Genomic DNA, 25,385 nt, shown 5'->3' with positions numbered 1-25,385 from the left:
GGGATCCCAAATGCCGAATTTCATCGATCGGCGCCTCAACCCCAAGGACAAGAGCCTCGGCAACAGGCAGCGTTTCCTGAGGCGCGCCAGGGACGAACTGAAACGGGCGATCAACGAACGGGTGAAGTCCGGCAAGATCAACACGGCCGATACCGACCAGACGATCAGGATCCCGACGAAGGGGATCGGCGAGCCTACCTTCCAGCGCGCGCCGCACACCGGACGGCGCGAGGAGGTGCTGCCGGGCAACAAGGTGTTCGGCACCGGCGACCGCATTCCGAGGCCGGCCGCCGGCGGCGGCAAGGGCTCGGAGCCGTCCGCCTCCGGCGAGGGCGAGGACGATTTCCAGTTCGTGCTCACCCGCGAGGAGGTGCTCGACCTGTTCTTCGAGGATCTCGAACTGCCCGACCTGGTGAAGCTCAACCTCAAGGAAGTGGTGACGTTCCGGCCCCGCCGCGCCGGCTATACGGTGAGCGGCAACCCGACCAGCATCGCCGTGGCACGGACCATGTTCAACAGCTTCGGCCGACGCATCGCACTGCGGCGTCCGAAGCAGGAGGAACTCGACGAGGTCGCCGCGGAGATCAAGAAGATCGAGGAGGACAAGCGGCCCAATGCGGCCACCTTGCAACGCCTGGAGGAACTGCGCGAGAAGCTTGCCACGCTGGTGCGCCGGCGCGCCTTTATTCCCTATGTCGATCCGATCGACATCCGCTTCAAGCGCTTCGAACCGCAGCCGGTGCCCAACGCCAATGCGGTCATGTTCTGCCTGATGGACGTGTCGGGCTCGATGGGCGAGCGCGAGAAGGATCTCGCCAAGCGCTTCTTCGTGCTGCTGCACCTGTTCCTCAAGCGGCGCTACGAGAAGACCGACATCGTCTTCATCCGCCACACCCACGAGGCCTCGGAGGTCGACGAGGACACGTTCTTCTACAGCACCCAGAGCGGTGGCACGGTGGTGTCGACCGCGCTGGAGGAGATGCTGCGCGTCATCCGCGAGCGCTATCCCAGCAACGAATGGAACATCTACGCCGCCCAGGCGTCGGACGGCGACAACATCCCCAACGACTCCGACAAGTGCGTGTCGCTGCTCAACGAAACGCTGATGAAGCTCTGCCAGTACTACGCCTATGTGGAGATCATCGACGAGCGCGAAAGCGAGATGTTCCGCCATGCCGACAACGGCACGTCGCTGTGGAACGCCTATCGCACGGTGAGCGAGGACTGGCCCAATTTCGAGATGACGCGCATCGCCAAGCCGTCCGACATCTATCCCGTCTTTCACGAACTGTTCGCCAAGCAGCCGCCATCCGGCAAGCGCAGTTGAGGAAGCAAGTTGGAAAAGCGCCCGAAGACCTCGCCGCTTCTTTTCACAGGTTCCGACTGGAGTTTCTCGGACCTCTCCCGCGTCTATGACACGATCAGGCAGATCGCCGTCGACGAACTGCGCCTCGACTTCTACCCCAACCAGATCGAGGTCATCTCATCCGAGCAGATGCTCGATGCCTATTCGTCGATCGGCATGCCGCTGATGTATCAGCACTGGTCCTTCGGCAAGCATTTCGTCCACGAGTCGAACCTCTACCGGAGGGGACGGATGGGGCTCGCCTACGAACTGGTGATCAATTCCAATCCGTGCATCACCTACCTGATGGAAGAGAACACCATGGCGCTGCAGGCGCTGGTGATCGCCCATGCTTCCTTCGGCCACAATCACTTCTTCAAGAACAACTACCTGTTCCAGCAATGGACCGATGCGGGCGCCATCCTTGCCTATATGGAGTTCGCCAAGAGCTATATCGCCCGCTGCGAGGAGCGCCATGGCCCTGCCGCCGTGGAATCGGTGCTGGACGCGGCCCATTCGCTGATGCCGCAGGCGGTGTTCCGCTATCGCCGCCGGCCGCGGCTCTCGGTCGAGAAGGAGCAGGCGCGCATCCGCGAACGGCTCGAGCATGAGGAGCGCACCTTCAGCGACCTGTGGCGGACCCTGCCCGCCACGGCGGAGGCGAGCGCGCCGAAGGAGCCCGAGACCGATCCTGCCGAGAGGCAGCAGGCGATCGAATATCCGGAAGAGAACCTGCTCTACTTCCTGGAGAAATACAGCCCCGTCCTGAAGCCCTGGCAGCGCGAGATCCTGCGTATCGTCCGCGTCATCGCCCAGTATTTCTATCCGCAGCGGCAGACCAAGGTGATGAACGAAGGCTGCGCCACCTTCGTCCACTACACCATCATGAACAGCCTCTACGACAAGGGCCGCATCAGCGAAGGCACCATGCTCGAGGTGCTGCAGAACCACTCCAACGTCGTGTTCCAGCCGGGCTTCGACGACCCCCGCTATGGCGGGCTCAACCCCTACACGCTCGGCTTCAACATGATGCGCGACATCCAGCGCATCTGCACCGACCCGACCGCCGAGGACCGCGACTGGTTCCCCGATTTCGCCGGCAATGGCGACTGGTGCGGGACGCTGATCGAAGCCTGGGCGAGCCATCGCGACGAGTCTTTCATCCGCCAGTTCCTGAGCCCGGCGCTGATCCGCGACATGCGGCTGTTCTCGCTGCGCGAGGAAGCCTCCGATCCCTATTACGAGGTGACCGCGATCCACGACGAGCGCGGCTACGAGCGGGTGCGTTCGCGGCTGGCCGACAGCTACGACGTCGGCATGACCCAGCCCGACATCCAGGCCATCGACGCCGACCTCAAGGGCGACCGCAAGCTGCGACTCAAGCACACCGTCCACAACGGCGGCACGCTGGTCGAGCAGAGCCGCGACGCCACGCTGCGCTACGTCCAGCGGCTGTGGGGGCATGAGGTGAGCCTTCTCGGCGTCGACGCCCAGACCGACAACACGCTCTACGAGGTTTCGAGCAAGGACCTCGCCGACACGGCCTGATCCCCTTCCCCCCTTCGCTATGCCAAGGCGACCTTCATCGCCCGGACGATTTCGACATCGGTGCGCTTCGGGCGCGGCGGGATGAAGCCCAGCTCCAGCGCCTTGCCGCCGGGGGCCTCTGCCGCCACCGAGCAGGACGAGTGGATCTGGCGGAAGGGCAGCCGGGCGCGGATGGCGCCCAGCGTTTCGAGATTGACGCCCGATCCCGGCATGATGGCGATGCGGTCGCCGGCATGGGCGAAGCAGGCGGCAAGCGCGTCGAGCCCCTTCAGCGCCGTCGTTTCCCCGCCCGACGTCAGGATGCGCTCGAAGCCGAGTTCGATCGCAAGGTCGATCGCTGGGGCGAAATCGGGACCGGCGAGATCGAAGGCACGGTGCAGCGTCTTGCCCAGGCCCTTCGCGTGGCCGGCCAGGCGCGCGAGCACGTCGCGGTCGAGGCTGCCGTCGGGGCGGTTGGCGCCAAGCACGACGCCCTCCAGGCCGGCGGCCCGTACGGCATCGATGTCGGCCTGCAGGGCTGACATATCGCCCTCGCCATAGACGAAGTCGCCCGGCCGCGAGCGGATCATGGCGTAGACCGGGATCGGGGCCTTGGCGGCGAGCGCCATCAGCCCGGCAGACGGGGTCAGCCCGCCGGTTTCGAGCGCGGCGCAGAGCTCGATGCGGTCGGCGCCGCCGGCGATCGCGGCCCCAAGGCCCTCGGGGCTGTCGACGCAGACTTCGAGCAGGACAGTCTCAGACATGGACGATCTCCTGGAGGCCGAGCGCTGCGGCGCCGATCAGGCCGGGTTCGGTGGTGAGCATGGCTTTTACCACCAGCGGGCCGGCGGCGCGGCGCAGGGTGCGGCCGCGGACCTCGCGGTCGAGCGCTTCAATCAGTTCGGGCACGTTGGACAGGCCGCCGCCGACCGGCACGATCGACGAGCCGATGATGTTGAGCGTCAGCGCCAGGGGCACGCTGACCAGTTCGAGATAGATGTCGATGGTGCGGCTGGCTTTCGCCTCGCCGGCACGCCAGCGGTCGATGACCTCGGTGCTCGACAGCACCTCGCCGCCCAAGAGCTTGTGCAGCTTCTCCATGCCGCGCGCGCCGCCGATGGTGTCGACGCAGCCCGACTGGCCACAGCCGCAGGCGAAGTGCGGGACGTCCACCGGCGGCTGGCCGACAACAGTCTGCAGCGCCTTGCCGTGGCCCCACTCCCCGGCATAGCCGCCGGCGCCGGCGACGATGCGCCCGTCGATGACCAGCCCGCCGCCGACGCCGGTGCCGAGGATGACGCCGAAGACGTTGCGATGGCCCTTGCCGGCACCGCTGGTCGCCTCGGCCAGCGCGAAGCAGTCGGCATCGTTGGCGATCCGCACCGGCAGGCCGATGGCGCGTTCGAGATCGGCGGCGATCAGGCGCCCGTCGACGCATGGGATATTGGCGCATTTCAGGCTGCCGGACGCGGGATCGACCACGCCGGCGATCGAGATCGACACGCCCTGCGTGCGCACCTCGCCCGCGGCGACACGCTGGGCGATGACGGCGGCGAAGGCATCGAAATCGTCGAGCGGTGTCGCCACCCTGTCGATGATCTCGATTTCGCCGGCCGATCGGGCGCGGGCACTTTTTATCGTTGAACCGCCAATGTCGAAGCAGGTAATCATCAAATCAGTTCCCGAAAGAAATTCCGCGGCGGGGCATCCGGCCGGACGCGCCGGATTTCATGACCGATACCGCGCAAAGGAAGCAATGGACAGCTCGCGCAAACGACGGACGTCGCCGACCATCGCCGATGTCGCCGAGCTTGCCGGCGTGTCGCGCGCCATCGCCTCGCGGGCGCTGTCGAGCGAAAGCCGCCCGGTCTCGGCCGACAAGCGGGCGCGTGTGCTTGAAGCAGCAGAGAAGCTCGGCTTCAAGCCCAATCTCCTGGCCCGCAGCCTGACCACCAAGACGGTCAACCTGATCGCGGTCATCGTCAACCACATCCACGACTTCTCCGACCTCGACCTGTTCGACCTGCTGATCGGCGAAATCCAGTCGATCGGCAAGCAGGTCATCTTCCTGCGCGTCGGCTCGGTCGAACGCATCGAGGAGTTTTTGCGGAACGGTGTTGCCTACCATGTCGACGCGGCACTGGTGTTCTCCGACTTCGCCGATGCCGCCAGCGTGCGCAAGATGTTCCGCAGCGACGACGTCCTGATGCTGAACGGCATGCATGACGGCTCCTCGCCCTCGGTCGTGCCCGACGAGGCCATCGGCATCGCCGAGGCGGTGGCTGATGCCGCCGGCAAGGGCGTTGCGACCGCAGCGCTCGTCACCGGCCGCGTCTCCTCGCCGGTCGAACAGAGCCGCATCGCCGCCTACAAGGCCGAGATGGCGCGCCACGGCATCAGGCTCGTCGCCGAGCTGCGCGGCGACTATTCCTATGCCAGCGGCCGCCGGATGGCGCAGGCGGCCGACTGGCGCGACGCCGACGCCGTGTTCTGCACGTCTGACGCCATGGCCATGGGCGTGATGGACGTTCATCGCGATGCGTTCCCGCAAAACCAGCCCGGGCGTTTCCGGCTCTACGGCTTCGACAACCTGTCGCTGACCGATTTCGAGGCCTATCCGATCTCGTCCATCGGCTACGACAAGAGCGCCTACGTCGCCGAGATCCTGCGCTTCCTCAGCCGCCCCGGCGAGTTCGCCGACGGCAAGGCCGAGGTAACGGTGCCGACCTTCTTCGTGGCGCGGGCGACGTCGTAGGACGGATAGCGAGAGAGATTGATTGCCCCTCACCCTTACCCTCTCCCCGTGAAGGACGGGGAGAGGGAGGCGTCAGCATTGCGGCTGTCTTCAGTGGTGCCGGCGTTCCGGCCAGCTTCCTTCTCCCCGTCGTTACGGGGAGAAGGTCCGGCAGGGGATGAGGGGCTGCAGAGCCCCATCAGACTTTACCAGAGTGGGGTCAGTGCCGGCGGGTTGGCCTTTTCGCCCCACCACTTCTTGTAGTTCGTCTCATAGGCGCCGCTCTGGATGTAGTCCGACACGAACATGTCGATCCAGCGGACGAAGCCGTCATCGCCCTTGGCGACGGCGATGCCGATCGGGTCGTTGGAATAGAGGCCAGCCAGCGTCACCAGGTTGTCGTTCTTGGTTGCGAGGTAGTCGAGCAGCGAGGAGTCCTCGATGGCCGCGTCGACGCGCTTCTGCTGGAGCAGCAGCACGCCCTCCGGCGCGAAGGTGTCGGTGTAGACCAGCTCGGCCTGGGGAGCGGCCTTCTTGATGAAGGTCTCGCCGGTCGAGCCGCGGCCGACGACGATCTTCTTGCCGGCAAGGTCTTCCATCTTGGTGATGCCGGCGTCCTTCTGGACGATGATGCGCAGGCCGGCGCGGTTGTAGGGGATGGAGAAATCCACCGACTTGGCGCGCTCGAGCGTCGCCGAGGTGTTGGCGACGGCGATGTCGATCTGGCCCGAGACCAGCATCGAGATGCGGGCGTCGCCAGACACGTCGACGAACTCGACCGGCACGCCGAGCTTCTCGGCGAGCATGGTCGCCACGTCGACGTCGTAGCCGACCGGGTTGTTCTGGGCGTCACGGAAGCCGATGGGCTCGCCGCCGAGCGAGACGCCGATGCGGACGGTGCCGCGCTCGCGGATCTCGTCGATCTTGCCGGCCTGGGCGGCGCCCGTGGCCGCCAGGCCGATGGCGAGGGCGGCGCCCGCCAGTTTGGCAATCAGGTTCTTCATGTTTCCTCTCCCTTTGAGCTTTAGGACGTGAACGGTTCGGCGAAGCGGTGTTCCGGTTCCGGCAGGCTTTCGTCCCAGTACCAGTAGCGGATCTGTTCTTCGCAATTCAGGCTGACGACCTTGTGGTTGCCATGGGCGTCGAGCGCGTGGATGACGACGCCTGCCAGGAAGCCCTGCTCGAGCTCGCGCAGTTCCTCGATGGCGAGCGCGATCGCCTGTTCCAGCGTGTGGCCGAGGCGCATGGCGAGCACGATTGTGCGCGCGGTGCCGCAGCGCATGGTCATCTCGCCGGTGTGGGTGCAGGCGGCAGCACCAAAGCGGCTGTCGGCATAAAAGCCGGCGCCGGGGATCGGCGAGTCGCCGAGGCGGCCCGGGTATTTCCACGCCCAACCCGAGGTCGAGGTGACGACGTTGAGACCGGCGGCGCTGTCCTTCGACAGGAACACGGTGGTGTCGCGCACACGCTCCGGATCGGTGATGGTGCGGCTGAGCGGCGCCAGCGGAATGTCGGGGAACTCTGCCAGTTCTTCCGGCGAAAGCTCCTTCTGGAGGCGCTCCCACCAGACGCGCTTGCTGTCCTCGTAGAGCGTCTCGTCGACGGCGAAGCCGATCTCGGTGGCGAAGCGGCGGGCACCATCGCCGGTGAGCATGACATGCGGCAGGCGCTTCATCACCTCATGGGCGAGGGCTGCGACCGGCAGCGTGTCGGGCACGGCGCCGACCGAACCCACCTCGCGGGTGTTGCCGTCCATCACGCCGGCGTCGAACTCCATGCGGCCGAGCATGTTGGGCCAGCCGCCGAAGCCGACGGAGCGCACCTTGACCTCGCGCTCGACCTCGCCGATGCCGGCAACCATGGCGTCGAGGCCATGGCTGCCGCCCTTCAGCAGTTCGACGCTCTTGGAGAAGCCGGGCCAGGCCTCGGAATTGGCAAGCAGGATCATTTCGGTCTTTTCAGTCTTTGCGCATCTTGGAGAGGAACTGGGCGACGCGCGGCAGCGCCGTGCCCTTGTCGGAGAAGAATTCCGCGGTCGGCAGGTCGGCGATCATCTGCCCCTTGTCGAGAAAGGCGATGCGCGTGGAGATGGAGCGGGCGAACTCGATCTCGTGGGTGACGAACACCATCGTCGTGCCGCCCTTGGCGAGGTTGGCGAGGATCGACAGGACCTCGGCCGTCATCTCGGGATCGAGCGCGCTGGTGACCTCGTCAAGCAACAGGTAGCTCGGCTTCATGGCAAGCGCCCGGCAGATGCCGACGCGCTGGCGCTGGCCGCCCGACAGCTGCGCCGGATAGGCGTCGGCGCGCTCGGACAGGCCGACCGAACGCAAGAGTTCGCGCGCTTCCTCCTCGGCCTGCTTGCGCGGCACCTTGAGCACCTCGACCGGGGCGAGCGCCACGTTCTGCACCGCCGTCATGTGCGGGTAGAGGTTGAACAGCTGGAAGACGGTGCCCGAGCGCTTGCGCGCCTCGGCGAGTTCGCGCGGCTTGGCGACATCGAAGTTGTCGACGGTGATCCTGCCGGCGTCGATCTTCTCGAGACCGTTGATGCAGCGGATGAGGGTCGATTTGCCCGAGCCGGACGAGCCGAGCACGGAAACCACCTCGCCCTGGCGGATCTCGAGGTCGATGCCATTGAGGACGGTGGCGGCGCCGAAGGATTTGCGCAGGCCGGCGATGCTGATCATTTACAGACCCTTCCAGGCGGTATGGGCGCGAAGCCGCTTCTCGAAACGGGCGCCGGCATGGGCCACCAGCTTGGCGGCGAGGTAGTAGAGCAGGCCTACGGCGGTCCAGACGATGAAGGGCTTCAGCGTGCGCAGGTTGAGGATGTTGCCGACCTTGGTGAGATCCATGACGCCGATGACCGAGATCAGCGAGGTGACCTGCAGCTGGTTGACCAGAAGACCCGTCAGCGGGCCGATGGCGAAGGCGGCTGCCTGCGGGGCGATCACCCGGCGCAGGATCTGCCAGCGGCTGAGGCCGAAGACGCGGGCCGCCTCGAGCTGGTCGCGACCGACGGATTCGATGGCCGAAACCGCGATCACGTAGATGAAGGCGGCACTGTTGCCCGAGAGCGTGATGACGGCCGCCTCGGTCGGCGTGACGTTGATCTTGAGGAAGGCCGGCAGGCCGAAGAAGACCAGGAACAGCTGCACCAGCACGGGCGAGTTCTTGAGCAGCTCGGCGAGGAAGGCGACGACCTGCGCCAGGACAGGCACGCGGTAGAAGCGGATCACCGCCCAGAGCGTGCCGACGACCAGGCCGATAAGCGTGGTCGACACGAACAGCGCCAGCGAGACGCCGAGCCCCTGCAGCAGGAGCACGAGATCGTAGGGCGTGAAATCGCCGTAGCGCATCAGACCGCTCCCTCGGCCTGGTTGCGATTGAGGTGGCGGTGCAGCATGCCGATCAGGATCGAGACGAACCAGGTCAGCGCCGCATAGGCCACGAGCAGCACGAAATAGACCTCGAAGGGCCGGAAGGTCTGCGACGCGACGATCTTGGCCGAGCCGGTGAGCTCGTTGAGCGTGATGGTCGACAGGATCGACGAGGTCAGGATCAGGTTGATGAACACCGAGCCCAGCGGCCGCACCGAGGCGCGGAGCGCGATGGGCATGACGATCTTGCGGAAGATCGTGCTCTTCTTGAGCCCGCTGACCTGGGCTGCCTCGATGATGCCCGGGTCGATTGCCAGGATGCCCGAGCGAATGACGTCGGAGGTGAAAGCGCCGCCGGCGATCGACATGGCGATGACGCCGGTGGTGAAGGCATCGATGTAGATGCCGATCTCAGGCAGCCCGAAATAGAAGAAGAACAGCTGCACGATGAAGGGGATGTTGCGGAAGATGTCGACATAGATCGCCGACAGCCGGTTGAGCCACGGCGAAGCCGAGGTGCGCGCCGCCGCGACCAGAAGCCCGAGCACCAGGCTGCCGGCGACGGCAAGCAGGCAGGCCTGAAAGGTCAGCCACGCCCCTTCCAGCAGGAAGGGGACATGCTTGACGAGGATCGACAGGTCGAACTTCAAGCGGCATGTTCCCAGAGAGTGAAACCGGTTTCACTCTGCAAAACAGACAAGGCCGTGTCAACGGCCAACCGGCATGAAAAGCAGCTTTGCGCATCTGCTGCGCAGCATCAGGCCGCCAGGCCGAAACGACAACCGCCGCCGGGGGGAGCCGGCGGCGGTCGAAGGTCTGCTATCCGGGGCCGCCCATTTCGACGGCCTGCCGGTCCGGTCAGTTGGCCGGGGCGAGCACCAGGGTCGGGGCCGGCTCGACCTCGGGCTCCAGCACGGGCTCGACCGTCGGCTCGGGTTCAACCGCCGGCGTTTCCGCCGCGGCTTGCTCCGCCAGGACTTCCTTGACCTGATCGATCTTGCCATAGGCGTCGCCGACGCCGAGGACGTCCTTCGCCCAGTCGAGCACGCCGTCGTCGAGATAGGCGTCGCCATATTCGGCGACACGGTTCGGATTGGCCGCCGCGAGCAGTGCCTCGCGGAGATCCTCTTCCGTCGTGCCTTCGGCAGCAGCATCCGCCGTGGCCTGGGCATCGAGCGCCTCCTGCTCGGCGGTAGCCAGGCTGTCGGCGGCAGCGATCGCGTCCGAAAGGGCGTCCAGCTCGGCATTATAGGCCTCGAGCTGCGCCGGGTCGACCGGGGCGCCCGCCGTCGTCAGCGCGTCGAGCCGATCCTGGAGCGCGGCCGGATCGCTGACCGGCGCGGCACCGTCATAGGGGGTGATGCCGCCCAGGGCGGTCATGGCGGCGTCGAGCTCGAGCTGCGCCGCGTCGGCCTTGGCCTGCGCCGCAGCAGCGGCTTCGACCGCGAGGTCGAGCTTGGCGGAGTTGATGACGTACTCGCGGATCAGCGCCATGCGCGGCGACTGCGAGTTCAGGTAGGCGTGGTAGTTGCGCTTGAGCGAATTGAGGCCGGCAAGCCTGGCGTTGAGGTTCTTCTGCTTGCCCGGGACGGAAGCCTGCAGCACATCGGCGACCGGCGCCTTCTTGGCGTTTGCGGTCTTCGGTCCCTTCTGCTTGCTGTTCTGGAGCGAGGCCTTCTTGGTCTGGCCGCCGCCGAACAGGGACTTCAGCGACCCACCAAACGTATCGCTCTTGCCGCCGGCCGAAGCCGACTTGCCGTTGGACGAGCCGCCGCCCTTGCCGCCGCCGCCACCCTTGTCGTTGCCGCCGCCCTTGTCGTTGCCGCCGCCATTCTCGCTCTTGGCGTAGGCCTTGGCGAAACCAACGATCGAGGACGCGTCGAGCTTGATCGGCAACACGCTGATGGCGAGCGCGGACGCCGCGCAGACTAGCAATTTCCTACTGGTGACCACCGGAATTTCTCCCTCTCTCGATGCGGTGTTCGAATCAAGCCCGCTACACATTAGGGGCCGGCGATATAGGCGCCATCCACGATCTGTTGCAGTCTGCAACATTGGCGTCCGGCGCAGACGACCACGCGATCACCTGACCAGCGAAATGATGCGGCCGGCATACATCTTCTTGCCGCCGAGTTCGGCCTCGCAATTTGATGTGACGGCCGAGTTGCCGGTCATCTCGATCGTGTTGCCGACGATGCGGATGCACTGGCCGCCGCCGGACATATCGGAATTGCCGGCATAGAAGACATGGGCGCCGGGCGCGTAGATGAAGCCGGTCACGTTCGATCCCGAACCGCCGTTGATCTGCACCTCGTGGGTGTTGCTCTTCTCCTGGTAGATCGTGATCCCGGCGTAGGGCCCGGTCGCAGGCGGCGACAGATTGATCACCTCATTGGCGTTCGAGGTGAATTCCGCGCCTTCCATCAGGAAAATCGTCACGCCCTGGCCGGAAAGCTTGCCGTTGCCGCCGAGCTTGATCTGGCCGCCACGCAGGATGTAGGTGCCGGGTTCGAGCGTCACGTCGCCGGAGATCGTCTTGTTGCAGAAGGTACCGGGCGACAGCGTCTTGGTCTTGCCGCCCGGCACGGACTTGCAGGCCGTGTAGGCGGGCGGAACGATGTTGGCGAGCGGATCCATCGACGCGTATTGCTTTTCGCGCGGGATGCCGCAATCGAGATTGGTGTTGTAGCCGGTCAGGCCGGAGGTGCCGCCCACGGTTACCACGCAGTCGGCCGCGACCTGAGCCGAGCCGCCCCGCGACACCGAGTCGCCCGCATCCGAATTCGAGGCGATGACGCAGCCGTCGAGAGTCACCTGGGTCGAGCCCTGCAGTTTCACCGCGGTCGCGGCGTGGGGATCGAGCGCCAGCACGCAGGCGGGCTGCCCCGGCGCCACTTCGACCACGGCGCGGCGCGCCGCTTTCCAGGTGATCGAGCCGCCGATCATGCCCTGCTGCTGGATCGTCGAGCTCACCTCGATGAAGCTGAGGTCGCCCTTGGACGAGGCCGAGGCCTGAAATTCCGTCACCTCGTCGTTGTAGATGAGGTCGCTCGCGTCGGGGCGGTCGTTGACCAGGTTGGAATCGAAGAAGTCGCGGCCGAGCCGGGTCAGCTCGGTCTTGGTCATGCCGGAGTAATATTTGGTGGCGATCGCAAGGCCGGCGACGTCCAGCGAATTCTGGAGCTTGGTGGCCTTGTTGTTGAGACTGACGAAATCGATGGTGCCGGCGACGCCCGCCATGATCGGAACCATGGCCAGCGCCGTCATCACCCCGAAATTGCCCCGCCGCGACCGCAGGAATTCCCACATTGCCCGCCCTCTGATCAAGCCGTGCACAGTAGGGCATGCTGACATTTCAGGATTTGTTGCGGTAACCGCTAAAATGCCGAACAATTCGCGGAAAGGCTGTGGGCAGTTGCGCCCACAGCGTGTCCAGGCGCTCGCCTCAGGCGTCCAGGCCGGGCCGTTCACCGTCCTCGACGGGAAGCTCGGCGAACTCGACGCGGTTGCGGCCGCGCGCCTTGGCTTCGGTCAGGCGGTCGTCCGCCTTGCGGAACAGGTCGTCGAATTCGAGCTGGTCCTCGAACAGTACGGCGCCGACGCTGACCGACAGCGGCAGCTTGCGGCCGCCGGGCTCCAGGATGGTTTCGGACACCGTGCCGCGGATGCGTTCGGCGACGCGCTCGGCATTCTCACGGCTGGTGCCGGGCAGGAAGATGCCGAACCCCTCGCCGCCGATGCGGCCGACGAGATCGCCCGAGCGCACCGAGGCCTTGACCGTGCCGGCGACGCTCTTCAGCACCTCGTCGCCCCAGGCATGGCCGAACCGGGCATTGATGGCGCGGAAATCGTCGATCTCGACGACCAGCAGCGCTCCCTGCCTGCGCCCGCCCTGGGCCGAGTCGCCGCGGAAGGCGTCGATGAGGTTGGCGAAGACGCCGCTGTTGAGACAGGACGTCAGCGTATCGATCGACGAAAGCCGGCTGACCTCGGACCTGAGCGCCGTGAACTTGCGCCGTTCGTTGGCGACCAGCGCGAGCAAGGGTGCCGCGACCAGCGCTGCGATGGCGCCCGCGCCGATGACGCCGCGCCACAACGTTGCATCGCCCTGACCCTGGAACAGGATTGCGGCAGCGCCGGCGGCAACCGCCACGATCGCAGTGGTGCCGAGAAGTGTGTAGCGCACGATCGGTCCCATGCTGTTGCCGCCCGATCGCCCCGAACCAGTATTGTCCACGCCAGATCCCTCCGTACTCGTCGACGAATCGATCTACTGGGCGAGAATGAAACATTCCTTGTCCGAATTCGAACAGTTTAACGAATTTGTCGAAAAGTGGCCCGAAATTCCTGCTGCCGGCGCCAGTAAAGCCAAAAAGGCCTTCATTCCGGGCGGCCGAAGATACCCATCCGTGCCTCTCGGGCCACCAGTTCGGCCTGCTCGTAGCCGCCGCCCTGGCGCGCCAGCGCCCAGCCGTTGGAGACCAGCCACGCCCCGACATCCTGCTTGCCCAGCCGGCAGGGCGCGGCGACGGGCCGGCGTTCGGCGACCGGCGGCACCTGGCACCGCAGCGCCCGCCCCCGCAGCCAATAGCGAAACGCCAGCAGCGCGCGTTCGCCGCAGCGCCACCGCGCGCCCGCGAACTCGCAAGTGCTTTCGGCGTCGACCGGTTCCGTGCCCGCGATGATGATCGCATGCCCCATCGCCTCGAAAGAGGTGGAAGAGGTGACGACCGGGCGATAGAGCAACGTGCCTTGCCAATCGTCCTGCCGCGCGCCCCTGCCGGACGAGGCCAGGCCGAGCGCGCCGAGCGGCGCGCGGGCGGCGACGCGCTCGAGTTCCTGCGCACGGACGTCCGGAGGGGCAACGACGTCGGGGGCGACCAGGCGCGCGGACGCGGGCGGCGCATAGGATGAGGCTGACGGGCTAGGCAACGATGCCTCCTCGGCTGCAGGCAACCGCTCCGCCGGCCTGAAGACAGGTTGCGGCGGCACATGGAGCCAGTCCGCAGCCATGATCAGCAAAGCGACGGCAACGACCGCGGCGGCGGCGAGAGCAACCAGCGTGGCGCTCCCGCGCGGTGACCGATCTCTCCATGCGGATGCCGGGGCCGGCTGCATCGGATCAGGCGGACGGCGTTCCATGACGACCTCGATCGATGCCACAGGAGGCCACGAAACCCGCCGGCGCACCAGCCCCCGACCGATGCGGCACGCACCCAGCTTCCCGCCAGCACCTGCCCAGCACCTGCAAAGATCAGAATTCTCATAAAATTTGACGAAAAGTGCGTTCTGCAAATTATACTATGATTATCTGTATCTCTTTGCGATAATTTGAGACCCCGTTGCTATCGTTCATCAAAATTGGTGGGCGCCATGAAAGCAACGTCAAACAAATATATCCTACGCAGAATTAAACTTCTTGCAACGGCGGCACTTGTCGCCACGACACTGCAAAATGCCGCCGCAAGCGACGGCCAGACGCAGTCCGCGGTGCGGATGCCGGCGCTTCTCGGCGGCGTGGCGCTGCGCCTGCCCGCCGCGTCCCAGGCAGCGACATCGTCCGATCCGGCGGCAGACGCCAGCGGCCTCGTCGAACGCACCGTCCAGGTCGTCGCGTCGGCCGCTGCCGAGGAGAGCGCCGGGGTGGATCCGATCCAGACCTCCGGCATCGTGCCTGGCGTGTTCGGCTCGGTGGCCATTCCGATGCGCAACTTTCCCGTCGCCGGGCGCTGGAGGAAGGTCTACAGCCAGATCGGCGAGTGCACGCAGGGCGTCGCCTGCGGCAAGCGGGGCGCGTCCTTCGCGATGTTGACGGTGGGCGTCCGCGACAAGAGGTTCCTGGACAAGCTCGCCACCGTCAACCGCGTGGTCAACACCATGATCGGCTACCGCAAGGACAAGGAAATCTACGGCGGCCTCGACTACTGGGCGACGCCGGCGGAAACGCTGGCGCGCGGCATCGGCGATTGCGAGGACTTCGCGATTCTCAAGATGGCGGCGCTGATCAAGGCCGGCGTACCGGCCCAGAGCATGTCGCTGGTCGTGCTCCAGGACAGGGAACTGAAGGTGTTCCACGCGGTACTGTCGATTGCTACCCAGAGTGGCAATTTCATTCTCGACAATCTCTACAACGACGTCCGCCGCGACGACGAGCTGAAGAGCTACGTGCCGCTCTATTCCTTCAGCACCGACCGCGCCTGGATCCATGGCGGACGCCCCGGATCGGATCAGGTGGCTGCCTTATCCGGCGATTTCACCACGATCGCGCCCGGAGAAGGCCTGCAGTAATCTTGGCCTGCACGTCCCTCGAATGAGGGGGTCGCACGACAATTCCTGGTTTCAATCACCGAGGCACTCCCGCAAGACCGAAAAACTTCGGATATCCTTGGAGCGAAAGTAGTTTTAGCCTTTAAGAATGTAGCATTTTTGCTACAGGTCTTGGGTCAAATGGCGCGAATCGGATCAATCCGGTACAACCGCAATCAATTTGCTGTCGCTTTTCGCTTACAGCTGGATAATTGCAGTTGGTGGATGTGCTGAGGGGCGACGCGGGCGGGGACGCCGTGGTGGAGCGGGGAGTTTTCGAAATGCATCTTGGAAAGTTTGCGACGCGGTTCGGCTTCCTGCTTGCAGCGACCATGCTGTCGGGCACAAGTGCCGGCGCCTTGACGCTCAAGGAAGCGATTGCCGTCGCAGTCGAATCCAACCCGGAGATCGGCCAGGCCATCGAAAACCGCGAGGCGATCGAGTTCGAGCTGCGCCAGGCCAAGGGTCTTTACCTCCCGAGCGTCGACCTCGAGGCCTCGACCGGCGTGCGTCGGCTCGACAACCCGTCGCGGCGCCTGAGCGACCGCGACGACGACGCGCTCTATCCGTCGGAAGCCGGCGTCGTGGTCACCCAGAAGCTGTTCGACAACGGTGCCCGCAGGGCCGAGCTCAGCCGCCAGGCATCGCGCGTCGATGGCGCTTCGTTCCGTGTGCTCGAGCGCTCGGAGTTCATCGGTCTGTCGGTCGTCCAGGACTATCTCGAATACATCCTGCAGGCCCAGATCGTCGGCGACGCCAAGAAGAACCTCGGCTTCCACCAGTCGATCCTCGGTGACATCCAGGAAGGCATCAAGGGCGGCGCGCTGACCGACGCCGACAGGCAGCAGGCCGAGGAACGGCTGTTTGCCGCCAAGGCTCGCGTGCAGGAGGCTTCCGAAGAGCTGGAAGCCGCCAAGATCAGGTTCTTCAAGACCGTCGGCAAGCCGCTGGTCAATGCGTCGAAGCCGGGCTCCGTGGCCAAGGCCCTGCCCCGCTCGCTCGACGATGCCCTGGGCATCGCCCGCCGCAACAATCCGCGCGTCAGCATGGCCAACAGCGACATCGACGCCGCCGCGGCACTGGTCGACGCGGCACGGGCCAAATACGGCCCCGAGGTCGTCGCCGAAGGCCGCGCGCGCGTCGGCTACGACGTTGACGGCGCCGAGGAGGACACCAACGACCTGCAGGCCCGCCTGGTGCTGCGCTGGAACCTCTACCGCGGCGGCATCGACAAGGCCAACGAGCAGGAACAGATCCGCCGCGTCAGCGAGCAGCGTCTCGCCCTTCACCAGGTGCAGCGCGAAGTCGAGGAAGCGGTGCGCATTTCCTGGGATCGCCGCTTCCGCCAGGCGGATCTCGCCAAGACCCTGCGCCAGCAGTCCGTCGCCAACGACCGGCTGGTCGCCTCCTACCGCGAACAGTTCAAGGTGGGCCAGCGTTCGCTGCTCGACGTGCTCGACGCGCAGAACACCCGCTTCAACACCGAGACACTGTCGAACACCGCGGCCTTCGCCTCGCTGTTCGCCGAGTACCGGCTGCTCGCCGCGACCGGCCAGTTGCTGAAGACCATGAACGTCGCGCCGGCCAAGCAGGCGGACGCCTATGCGCGGAGCGAGTTCAACGTACCCGAGACCGCCGATACGGAAACCTATGCACGGACACCGTCGCAGCAGGCGAACGATCTGCCTTTCGACCTGCTGGCACCCGTCAGAAAGAAGTAGGGTGTAGCCTGACGGCCGCCCCCGCCGCTCATGAACCAACAGGCACACATCCAGACGCCGGCCGAAGCATTCAAGAAGTGCTTCTCGGCCGTTGCGGCCTATTTGGGCCGCCCGAGCGCAGAGACTGTCCTGTTCTCCGGCGTCCCGATCTCGGATTCCCGCATCGAGATGCAGGAGATCCGGCATCTCGCCGAACGGATCGGGCTGGACACCGAGGAATTCGACCACCGCGACTTCGCGCGCGGCCGCTTCGACCTGCCGGTCATCATCTTCCGCCAGAACCGCCTGCCGATAGCGCTTCTGGCCGAGCAGCGCGAAGGCGCGGCATTCCTGACGGGACCGCAGGAGGACGGGCGCACCTCGATCTCGCGCGATGAACTGCTGAGCATAGCGATCGAAGGCGGCGCGAGCTTCTCGATCACCTACGCCAACACCGCCGAGGAGATGAGCGCCGGCACCGCCGCCCGCATCGAGCGCAAGCACTGGCTGTTCGGCACCGTCGGCGCCTTCTGGCGGTCCTATTCGCGGGTGGCCCTGGCGGCGATCTTCATCAATCTGCTGGCGATCGCCTCGCCGATCTTCACCATGAACGTCTACGACCGCATCCTGCCCAACAAGGCGATCTCGTCGCTCTGGGTGCTGGCGCTGGGCGTTTCAACCGCGATCCTTTTCGACCTGCTGCTCAAGACGGCGCGGGCGGCGCTGATCGACCATGCCGGCCGCAAGGCCGACCTGCGCATCTCCTACATGCTGTTCGAGAAGGTGCTCAATTCGTCCCTGAGCTCGCGGCCGGCCTCGACCGGCGAATATGCCAATCGTGTGTCGCAATACGAATTCGTACGCGAGTTCTTCACCTCGAACACCGTCAGCACCTTCATCGACACCGGTTTCGTCTTCATCTTCCTACTGGTGATCTATGCGGTCGCGGGCTGGCTGGTCATCGTTCCGGTCGTCGCCTTCATCGCCGCGATCGTGATCGGCCTGGTCGCGCAGCACCGCATCGGCAAGCGGGTCGCCGCGTCGATGAACGAGGCCTCGCAGCGCCAGGCGCTGCTGATCGAATCGATCTCGACGGTCGAGACGATCAAGTCGCTGCGCGCCGAGGCATATCTGCTGCGCAAGTGGCGCGAGCATTCCAAGAATGCCGCCAACACGTCGGAAAAGATCAAGCAGCTTTCGGCTGCCGCCGCCAACATCACACAGTTCATCCAGCAGTTGGTGACGGTGGCGCTGGTCGTGGCCGGGGCCTACGCTTTCGAGCTGGGCGCCGTTTCCACCGGCGCCATCATCGCCGCGGTGATGCTGTCGGGACGCGCCGTCGCGCCGCTCGGCCAGCTCGCCATCACCATTTCGCGCTTCCGCCAGGCGACGCTGTCGCTGAAGGTCTTGAACACCATCATGCAGCAGCCCGAGGACCGGCCGGACACGGTCGGCTTCGTCAACCGCCCGATCCGGTTCGGGGCGCTGTCGCTGCGCAATGTCGGCTTCGCCTATCCCGGCACCGAGGCGCAGGTGCTGACCGGCGTCAACCTGACGGTCAATCCCGGCGAGCGCGTCGGCATCATCGGCCGGATCGGTTCGGGCAAGACCACCTTCGGGCGCCTGATCGGCCGGCTGTTCCTGCCGACGTCGGGCGAATTGCTGCTCGACGGCATCGACGTGCGCCAATACCACCCCTCGGAAGTGCGAGCCGCAGTGGGCATCGTCGCCCAGGCCGGCGATCTCTTCTCCGGCACGGTGAAGGAAAATCTCCTCATGGCACGGCCGGACGCCAGCGACGAGGAGATCATCGCGGCCGCCAAGGCGGCCGGCGTCGACGAGTTCGTGTCGCGCCACCCGCGCGGCTACGACATGAATGTCGGCGAACGCGGCACCAACCTGTCCGGCGGGCAGCGCCAGTCGGTTGCCATCGCCAGGCTGCTCCTGACCAAGCCCAAGATCGTCTTCCTGGACGAGCCGTCGGGCTCCATGGACCTGGCTTCGGAGCGGCAGTTAATCAAACAACTGAAAATCGCCTTCGACGACAAGACGACACTGATCATATCGACGCATCGTTATAGTATGCTGGAGATCGTCGATCGCCTAATTGTCGTCGAACAGGGCCGGATAGTTGCAGACGGGCCGAAGGATAAGGTCATCCAGGCGCTGCAGCGGCCGAACGGCTGAGCACGGACGTCTGGGCGATTGGTTATATTGAACCCGTTCAATATACTGGGGCAGGAATGATAGCCAGGGAAGACAGGCCGCCGCTGTTCGCGTCGGCCTCGGTGCTGATCATAGGTGCGTTGTTCGCGGCGTTCGTCGGCTGGGCGTCGTTTGCCGAGGTGGACGAGATCGCCCGCGGCGAGGGCAAGGTCATACCCGCGTCGAAAACGCAGATCGTCCAGGCCAGCGAGGCCGGCGTCGTGCAGGAAATCGCCGTCAAGATCGGCCAGATCGTCAAGAAGAACGACCTGATCATCCGCCTGGACAACACCGTCAGCACCTCCAGCCTCGGCGAGCAGCAGGCCAAGGCGCGCACGCTCCAGGCGCGGATCGCCAGGCTCAAGCAGGAACAGGAGGGCAGGATCGGCGAGCCGCTCGCCTGTCCGGACGAATTGATCGAGACCGCGCCGGAGATCTGCGAGAACGAGCAGAAGCTCTTGGTCGCGCGGCGGCAGAATTTCGACACCAAGCTGTCGGTGCTCAAGTCGCGGCTTGATCAGCGCCAGAAGGAACTGAGCGAGGCGCAGGCCAATGTGCAGCGGCTCACCGAGAACATCGCGGTCAGCGAGAAGGAGGCCGCGCTGGTGACCTCGATGGTCAAGCGCAACCTCATGGCCCGGACCGAGCAGATCCGCGTCGACCGCGAGCAGGCCGACCTCAACGGCCAGCTCAAGCTCGCCGGCGAAACCATCAAGCGGACCGAGGCGGCCATCGTCGAAGCCAGGCTGCAGGTCGACGAGTTCGGCCTCGAACTCAGGCAGCAGGCGCTCGACGAACTGACCCAGGCGCTGGCCGAACTGTCGGTGGTCGACGAGACCATCCGCGGCGCCAGCGACCGCGTCGCCCGCACCGACATCCGCTCCCCCGTGGACGGCATCGTCAACACGCTCGACGTCAACACGCTCGGCGCTTTCGTGCAGCCCGGCGGCGTCGTGGCCGGCATCGTGCCGACGTCCGACACGCTGCTCGTCGAGGCGCGCGTCTCGCCGCGCGACGTGGCCTTCATCCGCCCCGAGCAGAGGGCCCTGATCAAGGTCTCGGCCTACGACTTCTCGATCTTCGGCGGCCTCGACGGCAAGGTGCAGAACATCACCGCCGACAGCCTCGTCGACCAGAATACGGGCGAGCCGTATTACCAGGTCCGCGTGTCGACAGACCGGTCGACCCTGGAAAAGGACGGCAAGACCTACTCCATCATCCCAGGCATGATCAGCACGGTGGAGATCATCACCGGCCGCAAGACCATCCTGAGTTACCTGCTCAAGCCGATCACCAAGGCACGCAACGAGGCCCTGCGTGAACGATAGCACCGCCAGACAGCCGATACCGCCCCCGGTCAGCGTCTTCTCCGCAGACGACCTGGCGACCGACTTCCGCGTCGTCGTCCGCCAGGGAACACGGCGCGGCATCCGGCTCGAGCGCCTGTTCTGGACCACGCTCAAGCAACTCGCCGAGCACAACCGGCTCACCATCGGCGAAATGGTCGAAGAGATCGCCACCGCCAACGACGACAGCAGCAATCTCGCATCGGCGATACGGGTCGCCTGCCTGCGCTGGATCTCCGATCAGAAGGCGGAGCTCGGCGCGCTCGCCTCGCTCCGCACCATCAACGCGATCCTCGGCGCCTGCCCCGCCCCCGCTTTCGCACTGTCTTCGGCCAAGCGCATCCTGGCCTTCAATCCGGCATTCCAGCAGCTCGTCAGGCGCCAGCTGCCGGTCGGCTTCGGCGAGGATGCCCAGCGCGACCTGCGGCTGTCGCTCGACGTCAACGTCGCCGACATCTTCACCCGCCTCGACGGCAACAACGGCGTCCCCATTTCCAGCGGCTTCGTCATCGGCGCGGGCGAACGGCGCTATCGCGGCCAGCTCAACATCGTGCGGGCGCCGATACAGGCGCCGCAGCTGCTGCTTGCCTTCGTGGTGAACGGCTGAGCGTTTCGCCGGCCGGCCTACCGCGCCATCCGGCCGGCTTCCCAGCCCAGAATGGCGCGCTTGCGCGTCAGGCCCCAGTGGTAGCCGGTCAGCGCGCCCGACTTGCCCAGCGCCCGATGGCACGGCACGACGAAGGACAGGGGGTTGGCGCCGACGGCTGCCCCGACCGCGCGGCTCGCCTTGGGCGTACCGATGTCGGCGGCGATCGCCGAATAGGTGCAGGCCCGGCCCATCGGGATCTTCAGCAAGGCTTCCCACACCCGGACCTGGAAGTCCGTCCCGATCATCACCACCCGCAGCGGCTGGTCGGCGCGCCAGCGGCTCGGGTCGAAGATGCGCGCGGCATAGGGAGCGGTCGCCGCCATGTCCTCGACATAGGTGGCGTTCGGCCAGCGGCCCGACATGTCGGCGAAGGCAGCGCGCTCCTCGCCGGCGTCGTTGAACGACAGGCCGGCCAGGCCGCGGTCGGTCACCATGATGAGCGCCACGCCGAAGGGCGAGATATGGAAGCCGTAGCGGATGGTGAGACCCGCGCCGCGCGTCTTGTAGTCGCCCGGCGACATCGCCTCGTGGGTGACGAAGAGATCGTGCAGCCGTCCCGGCCCCGACATGCCCACCTCCAGCGAGGTCTCGAGCAGCGGCAGGCCTTCGTCGAGCAGGCGGCGGGCATGGTCGAGCGTCACCGCCTGCAGGAACGCCTTCGGCGACAGGCCCGCCCAGCGGCTGAACAGCTTCTGCAGGCCGGTCGGACTTTCGCCGACCTCCTCGGCCAGCGTTTCGAGCGAGGGCTGGTCGCGATAGTCGAGGCTGATCTTCTCGATCACCCGGCGCACGGTTTCATATTCGATGCCATCGGGGGTGATGTCCCGGTGCAGCATCGCGACGGGGCTGAGTTTCGTCCGAGCGTTCGTCTGGGCGTTCATGGCAGTGTCTCCTTGAACGCCAATATCACGTGGCAAGCCGGCGTTTCCCACCCGATTCCTGCTCATTCCGCCTGACTATCCGGCCTTGGCCACGGCGAGCGCACGGGAGAACGCCCGGGCAAAGTTCTCGCGTTCGTCGGGATTGAGAAAGCCGCCGATGGAGACGCTTGCCTCGCGCGAGGTTACCGCCATCGCGGTGATGCCGATCTCGTCATGGCGCGAGACCGAAAAGCGGGCCCAGAACGGGTTGAAGCGGAACCGCTCGGATCTGCCGGAGGGCGCGGTCTTGAGGATATCCAGGCTGGTTCGCGAGACGCTGACTTCCTCGCGCGCCCGTGCGGCGCGGTAGTTGAGCCGGAAGGCGAGGTAGACGCCGACCATATCGAGGCCGAAGAACCCGAACACCGGCCAGGCGCCATAGCTCAGGAAGATCACCCCGGTGACCACCCAGCCGAACGTCAGCGCGCCCATGAGAATCAGGAAGCCGGTGCGGCCGAGCGACCGGTGCGGCAGGAGCAGCGCCTTGAAGAAGGGCTCGTCGGCAGCGAATGTGCTGTTTGTATCGCTCATATCCGTTGATTATAGAGGGGCAATGAAAAACCCCAAGCCCCAAGATAGCCCAAAGGCGTCGAAGGCCAACGGCGGCAAGGCAGCCGCGGCCAAGCCGGCCCGGCGCGCGCCGCGCCGCCGCTCGCTCTACAGCCCAGCCGAAGTCGACGAGATCTTCCGCCGCTTCCAGGTCCAGAGGCCCGCGCCGAAGGGCGAACTCGAGCATGTCAACGCCTTCACCCTGCTCGTCGCCGTCGTGCTGTCGGCACAGGCGACCGACGCCGGGGTGAACAAGGCGACGCGCGCGCTGTTCGCCGTCGCGGACACGCCCGAGAAGATGCTGGCCCTCGGCGAGGACAGCGTCGGCGAATACATCCGCACCATCGGGCTATGGCGCAACAAGGCCAAGAACGTGATCGCGCTGTCCGAAGCGCTGATCCGCGACCATGGCGGCGAGGTTCCCGACGAGCGCGACCTGCTGACCAAGTTGCCGGGGGTCGGGCGCAAGACCGCCAACGTCGTGCTCAACATGGCCTTCGGCCATCATACGATGGCCGTCGACACCCACATCCTGCGCATCGGCAACCGCATCGGGCTGGCGCCGGGCAAGACGCCCGACCAGGTCGAGCAGGGCCTGCTCAGGATCGTGCCGGCCAAATACATGCTGCACGCCCACCACTGGCTGATCCTGCACGGCCGCTATGTCTGCAAGGCGCGCAAGCCCGATTGCTGGCGCTGCGTCATCGCCGACATCTGCAAGTCGCTGGAAAAGACGACCGACGAGCCGGCGCCGCTGGTGCCGCTCGACGAACTCGACCCGGTCGAGGTGGCCGAAGCCGAGATGGCGGCCCAGTAGCGCGTTTCCGACTTTCCTGGAATGAGCGCTGGCGGGAAAGAACCGGGCCTCTGGCCTGATCAGCTGGCCGCCGGCCGTGCTACAGGCGGCCAACCAAGCAGGAAGCCGTCCCATGTCCGCCCATTCCCTCGCCGACATTCCCGTGATCGAGACCGAGCGCGCCATATTGCGCCCGCACCGCCTCGACGACTTCGAAACCTATGCGGAGATGTGGGCCGACCCCGTCGTCACCCGCTTCATCGCCAAGCCGCGCACGCGCGAGGAAAGCTGGCAGCGCTTCCTGCGCCATGCCGGCTCGTGGTCGCTGATCGGCTACGGCTTCTGGGCGGTCGAGGAAAAGGCTACGGGCCGCTTCGTCGGCGAAGGCGGCTTCCACGACCTCAAGCGAGATCTGGTTCCGTCGATCGAGGGAACGCCCGAGGCCGGCTGGGGCTTCGTCGCCGACATGCACGGCAAGGGACTGGCGAGCGAAGTCGTAGGGGGCTTCGTGAAATGGGCAGACGGCCGCTTCGCACGCACCGTGTGCATCATCGATCCCGGCAACAGTGCCTCGCTGCGCGTCGCCGAGAAGAACGGCTATCGCGAGATCGGCCGGACTGCCTATCACGGCAATCCGACGATCCTGCTCGAGCGCCGGGGCTGACGGCGCCCCGGGCAAGCGGCCGACAGGCCCTTCCGTTCAGAATTCGGCTGCGGTCGTGCGGACCGGCTTGGCCGAGCCGATGCGCTCCCAGCTGCCGCCGTTGCCCTGGGCCTGGCGGGCGAAGTAGCTGTAGGGCGTACGCGACCAGTCCTTCACCGAACTCGTCAGATTGTCGAGGATCAGGTCGCCTTCGCTGGTGCGAACCGTCAGCACCGTGTGGCCCTGGCCGCGGTAGCGCGCGACGGTCAGCAGCAGGGCCGACGCGGGCCAACCGCGCTTCATCAGCTCGCGCTTCTTGAGGATGGCAAAATCCTCGCAGTCGCCATAGGCGGCCGGCACGCGCCAATCGTCGTCCTTGCCGACATTGGCCATGTCGCTGCGCTCCTTTACCCGCGCATTCACCGCGCGGTTCACCTGCTGGAGTTCGCTGCTCAGCCCGGGCTTCAGGGCGACGACCTTCTTGCCCCCCGACGTGCTGCAAAGGCCGGGTTCGCGGCCGCAGAACGACGCGAAGGCCGGCGGCGCGAAGGCCCGGCCCTTGGTTTCCATTGATGTGCCGGCATAGGCAGCAAACGTTCCGGCAAACGTGGTCGTGAGCGCGACCAGCGCGACAAGGCGTTTCACAGTGGTAGTCCCCGCTAGATGGATGAAAGGATGACGGTGGGTGATTAATGAGTGGTTGCTAAAATACAGACCCGCCCGAAAGGAGGCGGCATGGCTAACAAATTGTTACCTTGAATTAACACCGGTTGAAGGGGTTCGATTGGAGCGGTTGCGGCGCCTTTCCTGATGGAGAGAGTACCATGTCCGCAATCAAGGGAAGCTTTTCCAAAGTATTGTTTCTGCTAATCACGGCCTCGGCCTCGTCCACCTATCTCAGTGGAAGTGCATTGGCCGAAGTGCGGCCGGTCATGACGGCACAGCAGTGCCAGCCGCTCAGCAGCGCCAACTATGAACGCTGCTGCATCGCACTCAACAGGCGGCAAATACTGTCATCCGACGAATTGGCTCAATGCCCGCCCATCACCACGTCTTTGATTCAGGCCGTAGCCGGAACCGGCAGCGATGACGATGGCGGCACCGGCAGCGACAATGAGGGCGGCGGCAACGGCGGCGGCGGCGGTAACGGCGGCGGCGGCGGTAACGGCGGCGGCGGCGGCAACGGTGGCGGCGGCGGTAACGGCGGCGGCGGCGGCAACGGCGGCGGCGGCGGTGGCGGCGGCGGCGGCGGACTGGAGTTCAGACGTGTGCTCTTCCGATC

Annotated in this window: 24 protein-coding genes and 1 pseudogene; 11 read left to right on the top strand and 14 right to left on the bottom strand. The window is 65.8% G+C overall.

The genetic code is table 11. The features are described from left to right. Nucleotides 1-10 precede the first annotated feature (10 nt). Nucleotides 11-1,327 (top strand): YeaH/YhbH family protein, encoded by a 1,317-nt coding sequence (locus PV773_RS23750; RefSeq protein WP_347968739.1) that lies wholly within the window; start codon nucleotides 11-13, stop codon nucleotides 1,325-1,327. A gap of 9 nt (nucleotides 1,328-1,336) precedes the next feature. Next, nucleotides 1,337-2,893, top strand: coding sequence for a SpoVR family protein (locus tag PV773_RS23745; protein WP_347968738.1), 1,557 nt, complete (start codon nucleotides 1,337-1,339; stop codon nucleotides 2,891-2,893). Nucleotides 2,894-2,910: 17 nt separating this feature from the next. On the opposite strand, the gene PV773_RS23740 is transcribed toward PV773_RS23745, so the two are convergent. Together PV773_RS23740 and PV773_RS23735 are read right to left on the bottom strand one after the other, a co-directional pair. Beyond that, the gene (locus PV773_RS23740) at nucleotides 2,911-3,636 is read right to left on the bottom strand and encodes a copper homeostasis protein CutC (protein WP_347968737.1); all 726 of its coding nucleotides are present in this window, start codon (nucleotides 3,634-3,636) and stop codon (nucleotides 2,911-2,913) included. After that, entirely contained in the window at nucleotides 3,629-4,543 is a 915-nt protein-coding gene (locus tag PV773_RS23735; RefSeq protein ID WP_347968736.1) for an ROK family protein, read from the bottom strand. Before PV773_RS23735 ends, PV773_RS23740 begins: the two co-directional genes overlap by 8 nt. 85 nt (nucleotides 4,544-4,628) lie before the next feature. Between PV773_RS23735 and PV773_RS23730 the strand changes: the two genes are divergently transcribed. Further along, entirely contained in the window at nucleotides 4,629-5,627 is a 999-nt protein-coding gene (locus PV773_RS23730) for a LacI family DNA-binding transcriptional regulator (RefSeq protein WP_347968735.1), read from the top strand. Between the two features lie 185 nt (nucleotides 5,628-5,812). On the opposite strand, the gene PV773_RS23725 is transcribed toward PV773_RS23730, so the two are convergent. The 9 genes from PV773_RS23725 to PV773_RS23685 all read right to left on the bottom strand — a co-directional run bounded on the left by PV773_RS23725 (nucleotide 5,813) and on the right by PV773_RS23685 (nucleotide 13,921). Then, entirely contained in the window at nucleotides 5,813-6,610 is a 798-nt protein-coding gene (locus PV773_RS23725; RefSeq protein ID WP_347968734.1) for a transporter substrate-binding domain-containing protein, read from the bottom strand. Nucleotides 6,611-6,630: 20 nt separating this feature from the next. After that, complete coding sequence (locus tag PV773_RS23720) at nucleotides 6,631-7,554, bottom strand: isoaspartyl peptidase/L-asparaginase (protein WP_347968733.1); 924 nt, start codon at nucleotides 7,552-7,554, stop codon at nucleotides 6,631-6,633. Nucleotides 7,555-7,564: 10 nt separating this feature from the next. After that, nucleotides 7,565-8,296 (bottom strand): amino acid ABC transporter ATP-binding protein, encoded by a 732-nt coding sequence (locus PV773_RS23715; protein ID WP_347968732.1) that lies wholly within the window; start codon nucleotides 8,294-8,296, stop codon nucleotides 7,565-7,567. Continuing rightward, nucleotides 8,297-8,968: an amino acid ABC transporter permease gene (locus tag PV773_RS23710; RefSeq protein ID WP_347968731.1), complete on the bottom strand. Its 672-nt coding sequence runs from the start codon at nucleotides 8,966-8,968 to the stop codon at nucleotides 8,297-8,299. Further along, nucleotides 8,968-9,639 (bottom strand): amino acid ABC transporter permease, encoded by a 672-nt coding sequence (locus tag PV773_RS23705; RefSeq protein ID WP_347968730.1) that lies wholly within the window; start codon nucleotides 9,637-9,639, stop codon nucleotides 8,968-8,970. The genes PV773_RS23710 and PV773_RS23705 overlap by 1 nt, the downstream gene beginning before the upstream one ends. A gap of 208 nt (nucleotides 9,640-9,847) precedes the next feature. After that, nucleotides 9,848-10,942 (bottom strand): hypothetical protein, encoded by a 1,095-nt coding sequence (locus PV773_RS23700; RefSeq protein ID WP_347968729.1) that lies wholly within the window; start codon nucleotides 10,940-10,942, stop codon nucleotides 9,848-9,850. Between the two features lie 129 nt (nucleotides 10,943-11,071). Then, nucleotides 11,072-12,298, bottom strand: coding sequence for a TadE/TadG family type IV pilus assembly protein (locus tag PV773_RS23695; RefSeq protein WP_347968728.1), 1,227 nt, complete (start codon nucleotides 12,296-12,298; stop codon nucleotides 11,072-11,074). A 136-nt stretch (nucleotides 12,299-12,434) separates the two neighbouring features. Next, on the bottom strand, nucleotides 12,435-13,187 hold the full coding sequence (locus PV773_RS23690; protein ID WP_347968727.1) for a GGDEF domain-containing protein: 753 nt from the start codon (nucleotides 13,185-13,187) through the stop codon (nucleotides 12,435-12,437). A gap of 182 nt (nucleotides 13,188-13,369) precedes the next feature. Further along, nucleotides 13,370-13,921: a thermonuclease family protein gene (locus tag PV773_RS23685; protein ID WP_347968726.1), complete on the bottom strand. Its 552-nt coding sequence runs from the start codon at nucleotides 13,919-13,921 to the stop codon at nucleotides 13,370-13,372. 564 nt (nucleotides 13,922-14,485) lie between these two features. Here PV773_RS23685 and PV773_RS23680 point away from each other — a divergent pair. From PV773_RS23680 to PV773_RS23660, 5 genes are all read left to right on the top strand, one after another. Next, on the top strand, nucleotides 14,486-15,277 hold the full coding sequence (locus PV773_RS23680; RefSeq protein ID WP_347968725.1) for a transglutaminase-like cysteine peptidase: 792 nt from the start codon (nucleotides 14,486-14,488) through the stop codon (nucleotides 15,275-15,277). 299 nt (nucleotides 15,278-15,576) lie between these two features. Beyond that, complete coding sequence (locus PV773_RS23675) at nucleotides 15,577-17,016, top strand: TolC family outer membrane protein (protein ID WP_347968724.1); 1,440 nt, start codon at nucleotides 15,577-15,579, stop codon at nucleotides 17,014-17,016. 30 nt (nucleotides 17,017-17,046) lie between these two features. After that, nucleotides 17,047-19,182 (top strand): type I secretion system permease/ATPase, encoded by a 2,136-nt coding sequence (locus PV773_RS23670; protein ID WP_347968723.1) that lies wholly within the window; start codon nucleotides 17,047-17,049, stop codon nucleotides 19,180-19,182. A 56-nt stretch (nucleotides 19,183-19,238) separates the two neighbouring features. Next, the gene (locus PV773_RS23665) at nucleotides 19,239-20,528 is read left to right on the top strand and encodes an HlyD family type I secretion periplasmic adaptor subunit (protein ID WP_347968722.1); all 1,290 of its coding nucleotides are present in this window, start codon (nucleotides 19,239-19,241) and stop codon (nucleotides 20,526-20,528) included. Next, on the top strand, nucleotides 20,518-21,153 hold the full coding sequence (locus tag PV773_RS23660; protein WP_347968721.1) for a ribbon-helix-helix domain-containing protein: 636 nt from the start codon (nucleotides 20,518-20,520) through the stop codon (nucleotides 21,151-21,153). The genes PV773_RS23665 and PV773_RS23660 overlap by 11 nt, the downstream gene beginning before the upstream one ends. Nucleotides 21,154-21,170: 17 nt before the next feature. Here the strand turns inward: PV773_RS23660 and PV773_RS23655 are convergent, their stop codons facing one another. Further along, nucleotides 21,171-22,076 (bottom strand): bifunctional helix-turn-helix domain-containing protein/methylated-DNA--[protein]-cysteine S-methyltransferase, encoded by a 906-nt coding sequence (locus PV773_RS23655; protein ID WP_347968720.1) that lies wholly within the window; start codon nucleotides 22,074-22,076, stop codon nucleotides 21,171-21,173. Nucleotides 22,077-22,151: 75 nt separating this feature from the next. Continuing rightward, nucleotides 22,152-22,646 carry a DUF2244 domain-containing protein gene (locus tag PV773_RS23650; RefSeq protein WP_347968719.1) on the bottom strand — a complete coding sequence of 165 codons (495 nt, stop codon included), beginning with the start codon at nucleotides 22,644-22,646 and terminating at the stop codon, nucleotides 22,152-22,154. A 22-nt stretch (nucleotides 22,647-22,668) separates the two neighbouring features. Here PV773_RS23650 and nth point away from each other — a divergent pair, with 22 nt between their 5' ends. Further along, a complete protein-coding gene (gene nth, locus PV773_RS23645; protein WP_347968718.1) occupies nucleotides 22,669-23,481 on the top strand; it encodes an endonuclease III in 813 nt (270 codons plus the stop codon). Nucleotides 23,482-23,593: 112 nt separating this feature from the next. Next, nucleotides 23,594-24,124, top strand: a complete 531-nt coding sequence (locus PV773_RS23640; protein WP_347968717.1) for a GNAT family N-acetyltransferase — start codon at nucleotides 23,594-23,596, stop codon at nucleotides 24,122-24,124. Nucleotides 24,125-24,160: 36 nt separating this feature from the next. Here the strand turns inward: PV773_RS23640 and PV773_RS23635 are convergent, their stop codons facing one another. Beyond that, nucleotides 24,161-24,748 (bottom strand): transglutaminase-like cysteine peptidase, encoded by a 588-nt coding sequence (locus tag PV773_RS23635; protein ID WP_347968716.1) that lies wholly within the window; start codon nucleotides 24,746-24,748, stop codon nucleotides 24,161-24,163. Between the two features lie 179 nt (nucleotides 24,749-24,927). Between PV773_RS23635 and PV773_RS23630 the strand changes: the two are divergent. After that, nucleotides 24,928-25,385: pseudogene (locus PV773_RS23630) on the top strand (hypothetical protein); the annotation flags it as partial.

This window comes from Mesorhizobium sp. CC13, assembly GCF_039907765.1.
In the GTDB taxonomy this organism is placed as follows: domain Bacteria; phylum Pseudomonadota; class Alphaproteobacteria; order Rhizobiales; family Rhizobiaceae; genus Aminobacter.
This window is presented reverse-complemented; position numbering and strand designations above follow the sequence as displayed.

Bases quoted from the DNA above. Each gene is read 5' to 3' on its own strand.
- PV773_RS23750 (WP_347968739.1), top strand. From the start codon at position 11: ATGCCGAATTTCATCGATCGGCGCCTCAACCCCAAGGACAAGAGCCTC.
- PV773_RS23740 (WP_347968737.1), bottom strand. From the start codon at position 3,636: ATGTCTGAGACTGTCCTGCTCGAAGTCTGCGTCGACAGCCCCGAGGGC.
- PV773_RS23735 (WP_347968736.1), bottom strand. From the start codon at position 4,543: ATGATTACCTGCTTCGACATTGGCGGTTCAACGATAAAAAGTGCCCGC.
- PV773_RS23730 (WP_347968735.1), top strand. From the start codon at position 4,629: ATGGACAGCTCGCGCAAACGACGGACGTCGCCGACCATCGCCGATGTC.
- PV773_RS23725 (WP_347968734.1), bottom strand. From the start codon at position 6,610: ATGAAGAACCTGATTGCCAAACTGGCGGGCGCCGCCCTCGCCATCGGC.
- PV773_RS23720 (WP_347968733.1), bottom strand. From the start codon at position 7,554: ATGATCCTGCTTGCCAATTCCGAGGCCTGGCCCGGCTTCTCCAAGAGC.
- PV773_RS23715 (WP_347968732.1), bottom strand. From the start codon at position 8,296: ATGATCAGCATCGCCGGCCTGCGCAAATCCTTCGGCGCCGCCACCGTC.
- PV773_RS23710 (WP_347968731.1), bottom strand. From the start codon at position 8,968: ATGCGCTACGGCGATTTCACGCCCTACGATCTCGTGCTCCTGCTGCAG.
- PV773_RS23695 (WP_347968728.1), bottom strand. From the start codon at position 12,298: ATGTGGGAATTCCTGCGGTCGCGGCGGGGCAATTTCGGGGTGATGACG.
- PV773_RS23690 (WP_347968727.1), bottom strand. From the start codon at position 13,187: ATGGGACCGATCGTGCGCTACACACTTCTCGGCACCACTGCGATCGTG.
- PV773_RS23680 (WP_347968725.1), top strand. From the start codon at position 14,486: ATGCCGGCGCTTCTCGGCGGCGTGGCGCTGCGCCTGCCCGCCGCGTCC.
- PV773_RS23675 (WP_347968724.1), top strand. From the start codon at position 15,577: ATGCATCTTGGAAAGTTTGCGACGCGGTTCGGCTTCCTGCTTGCAGCG.
- PV773_RS23670 (WP_347968723.1), top strand. From the start codon at position 17,047: ATGAACCAACAGGCACACATCCAGACGCCGGCCGAAGCATTCAAGAAG.
- PV773_RS23665 (WP_347968722.1), top strand. From the start codon at position 19,239: ATGATAGCCAGGGAAGACAGGCCGCCGCTGTTCGCGTCGGCCTCGGTG.
- PV773_RS23655 (WP_347968720.1), bottom strand. From the start codon at position 22,076: ATGAACGCCCAGACGAACGCTCGGACGAAACTCAGCCCCGTCGCGATG.
- PV773_RS23650 (WP_347968719.1), bottom strand. From the start codon at position 22,646: ATGAGCGATACAAACAGCACATTCGCTGCCGACGAGCCCTTCTTCAAG.
- nth (WP_347968718.1), top strand. From the start codon at position 22,669: ATGAAAAACCCCAAGCCCCAAGATAGCCCAAAGGCGTCGAAGGCCAAC.
- PV773_RS23640 (WP_347968717.1), top strand. From the start codon at position 23,594: ATGTCCGCCCATTCCCTCGCCGACATTCCCGTGATCGAGACCGAGCGC.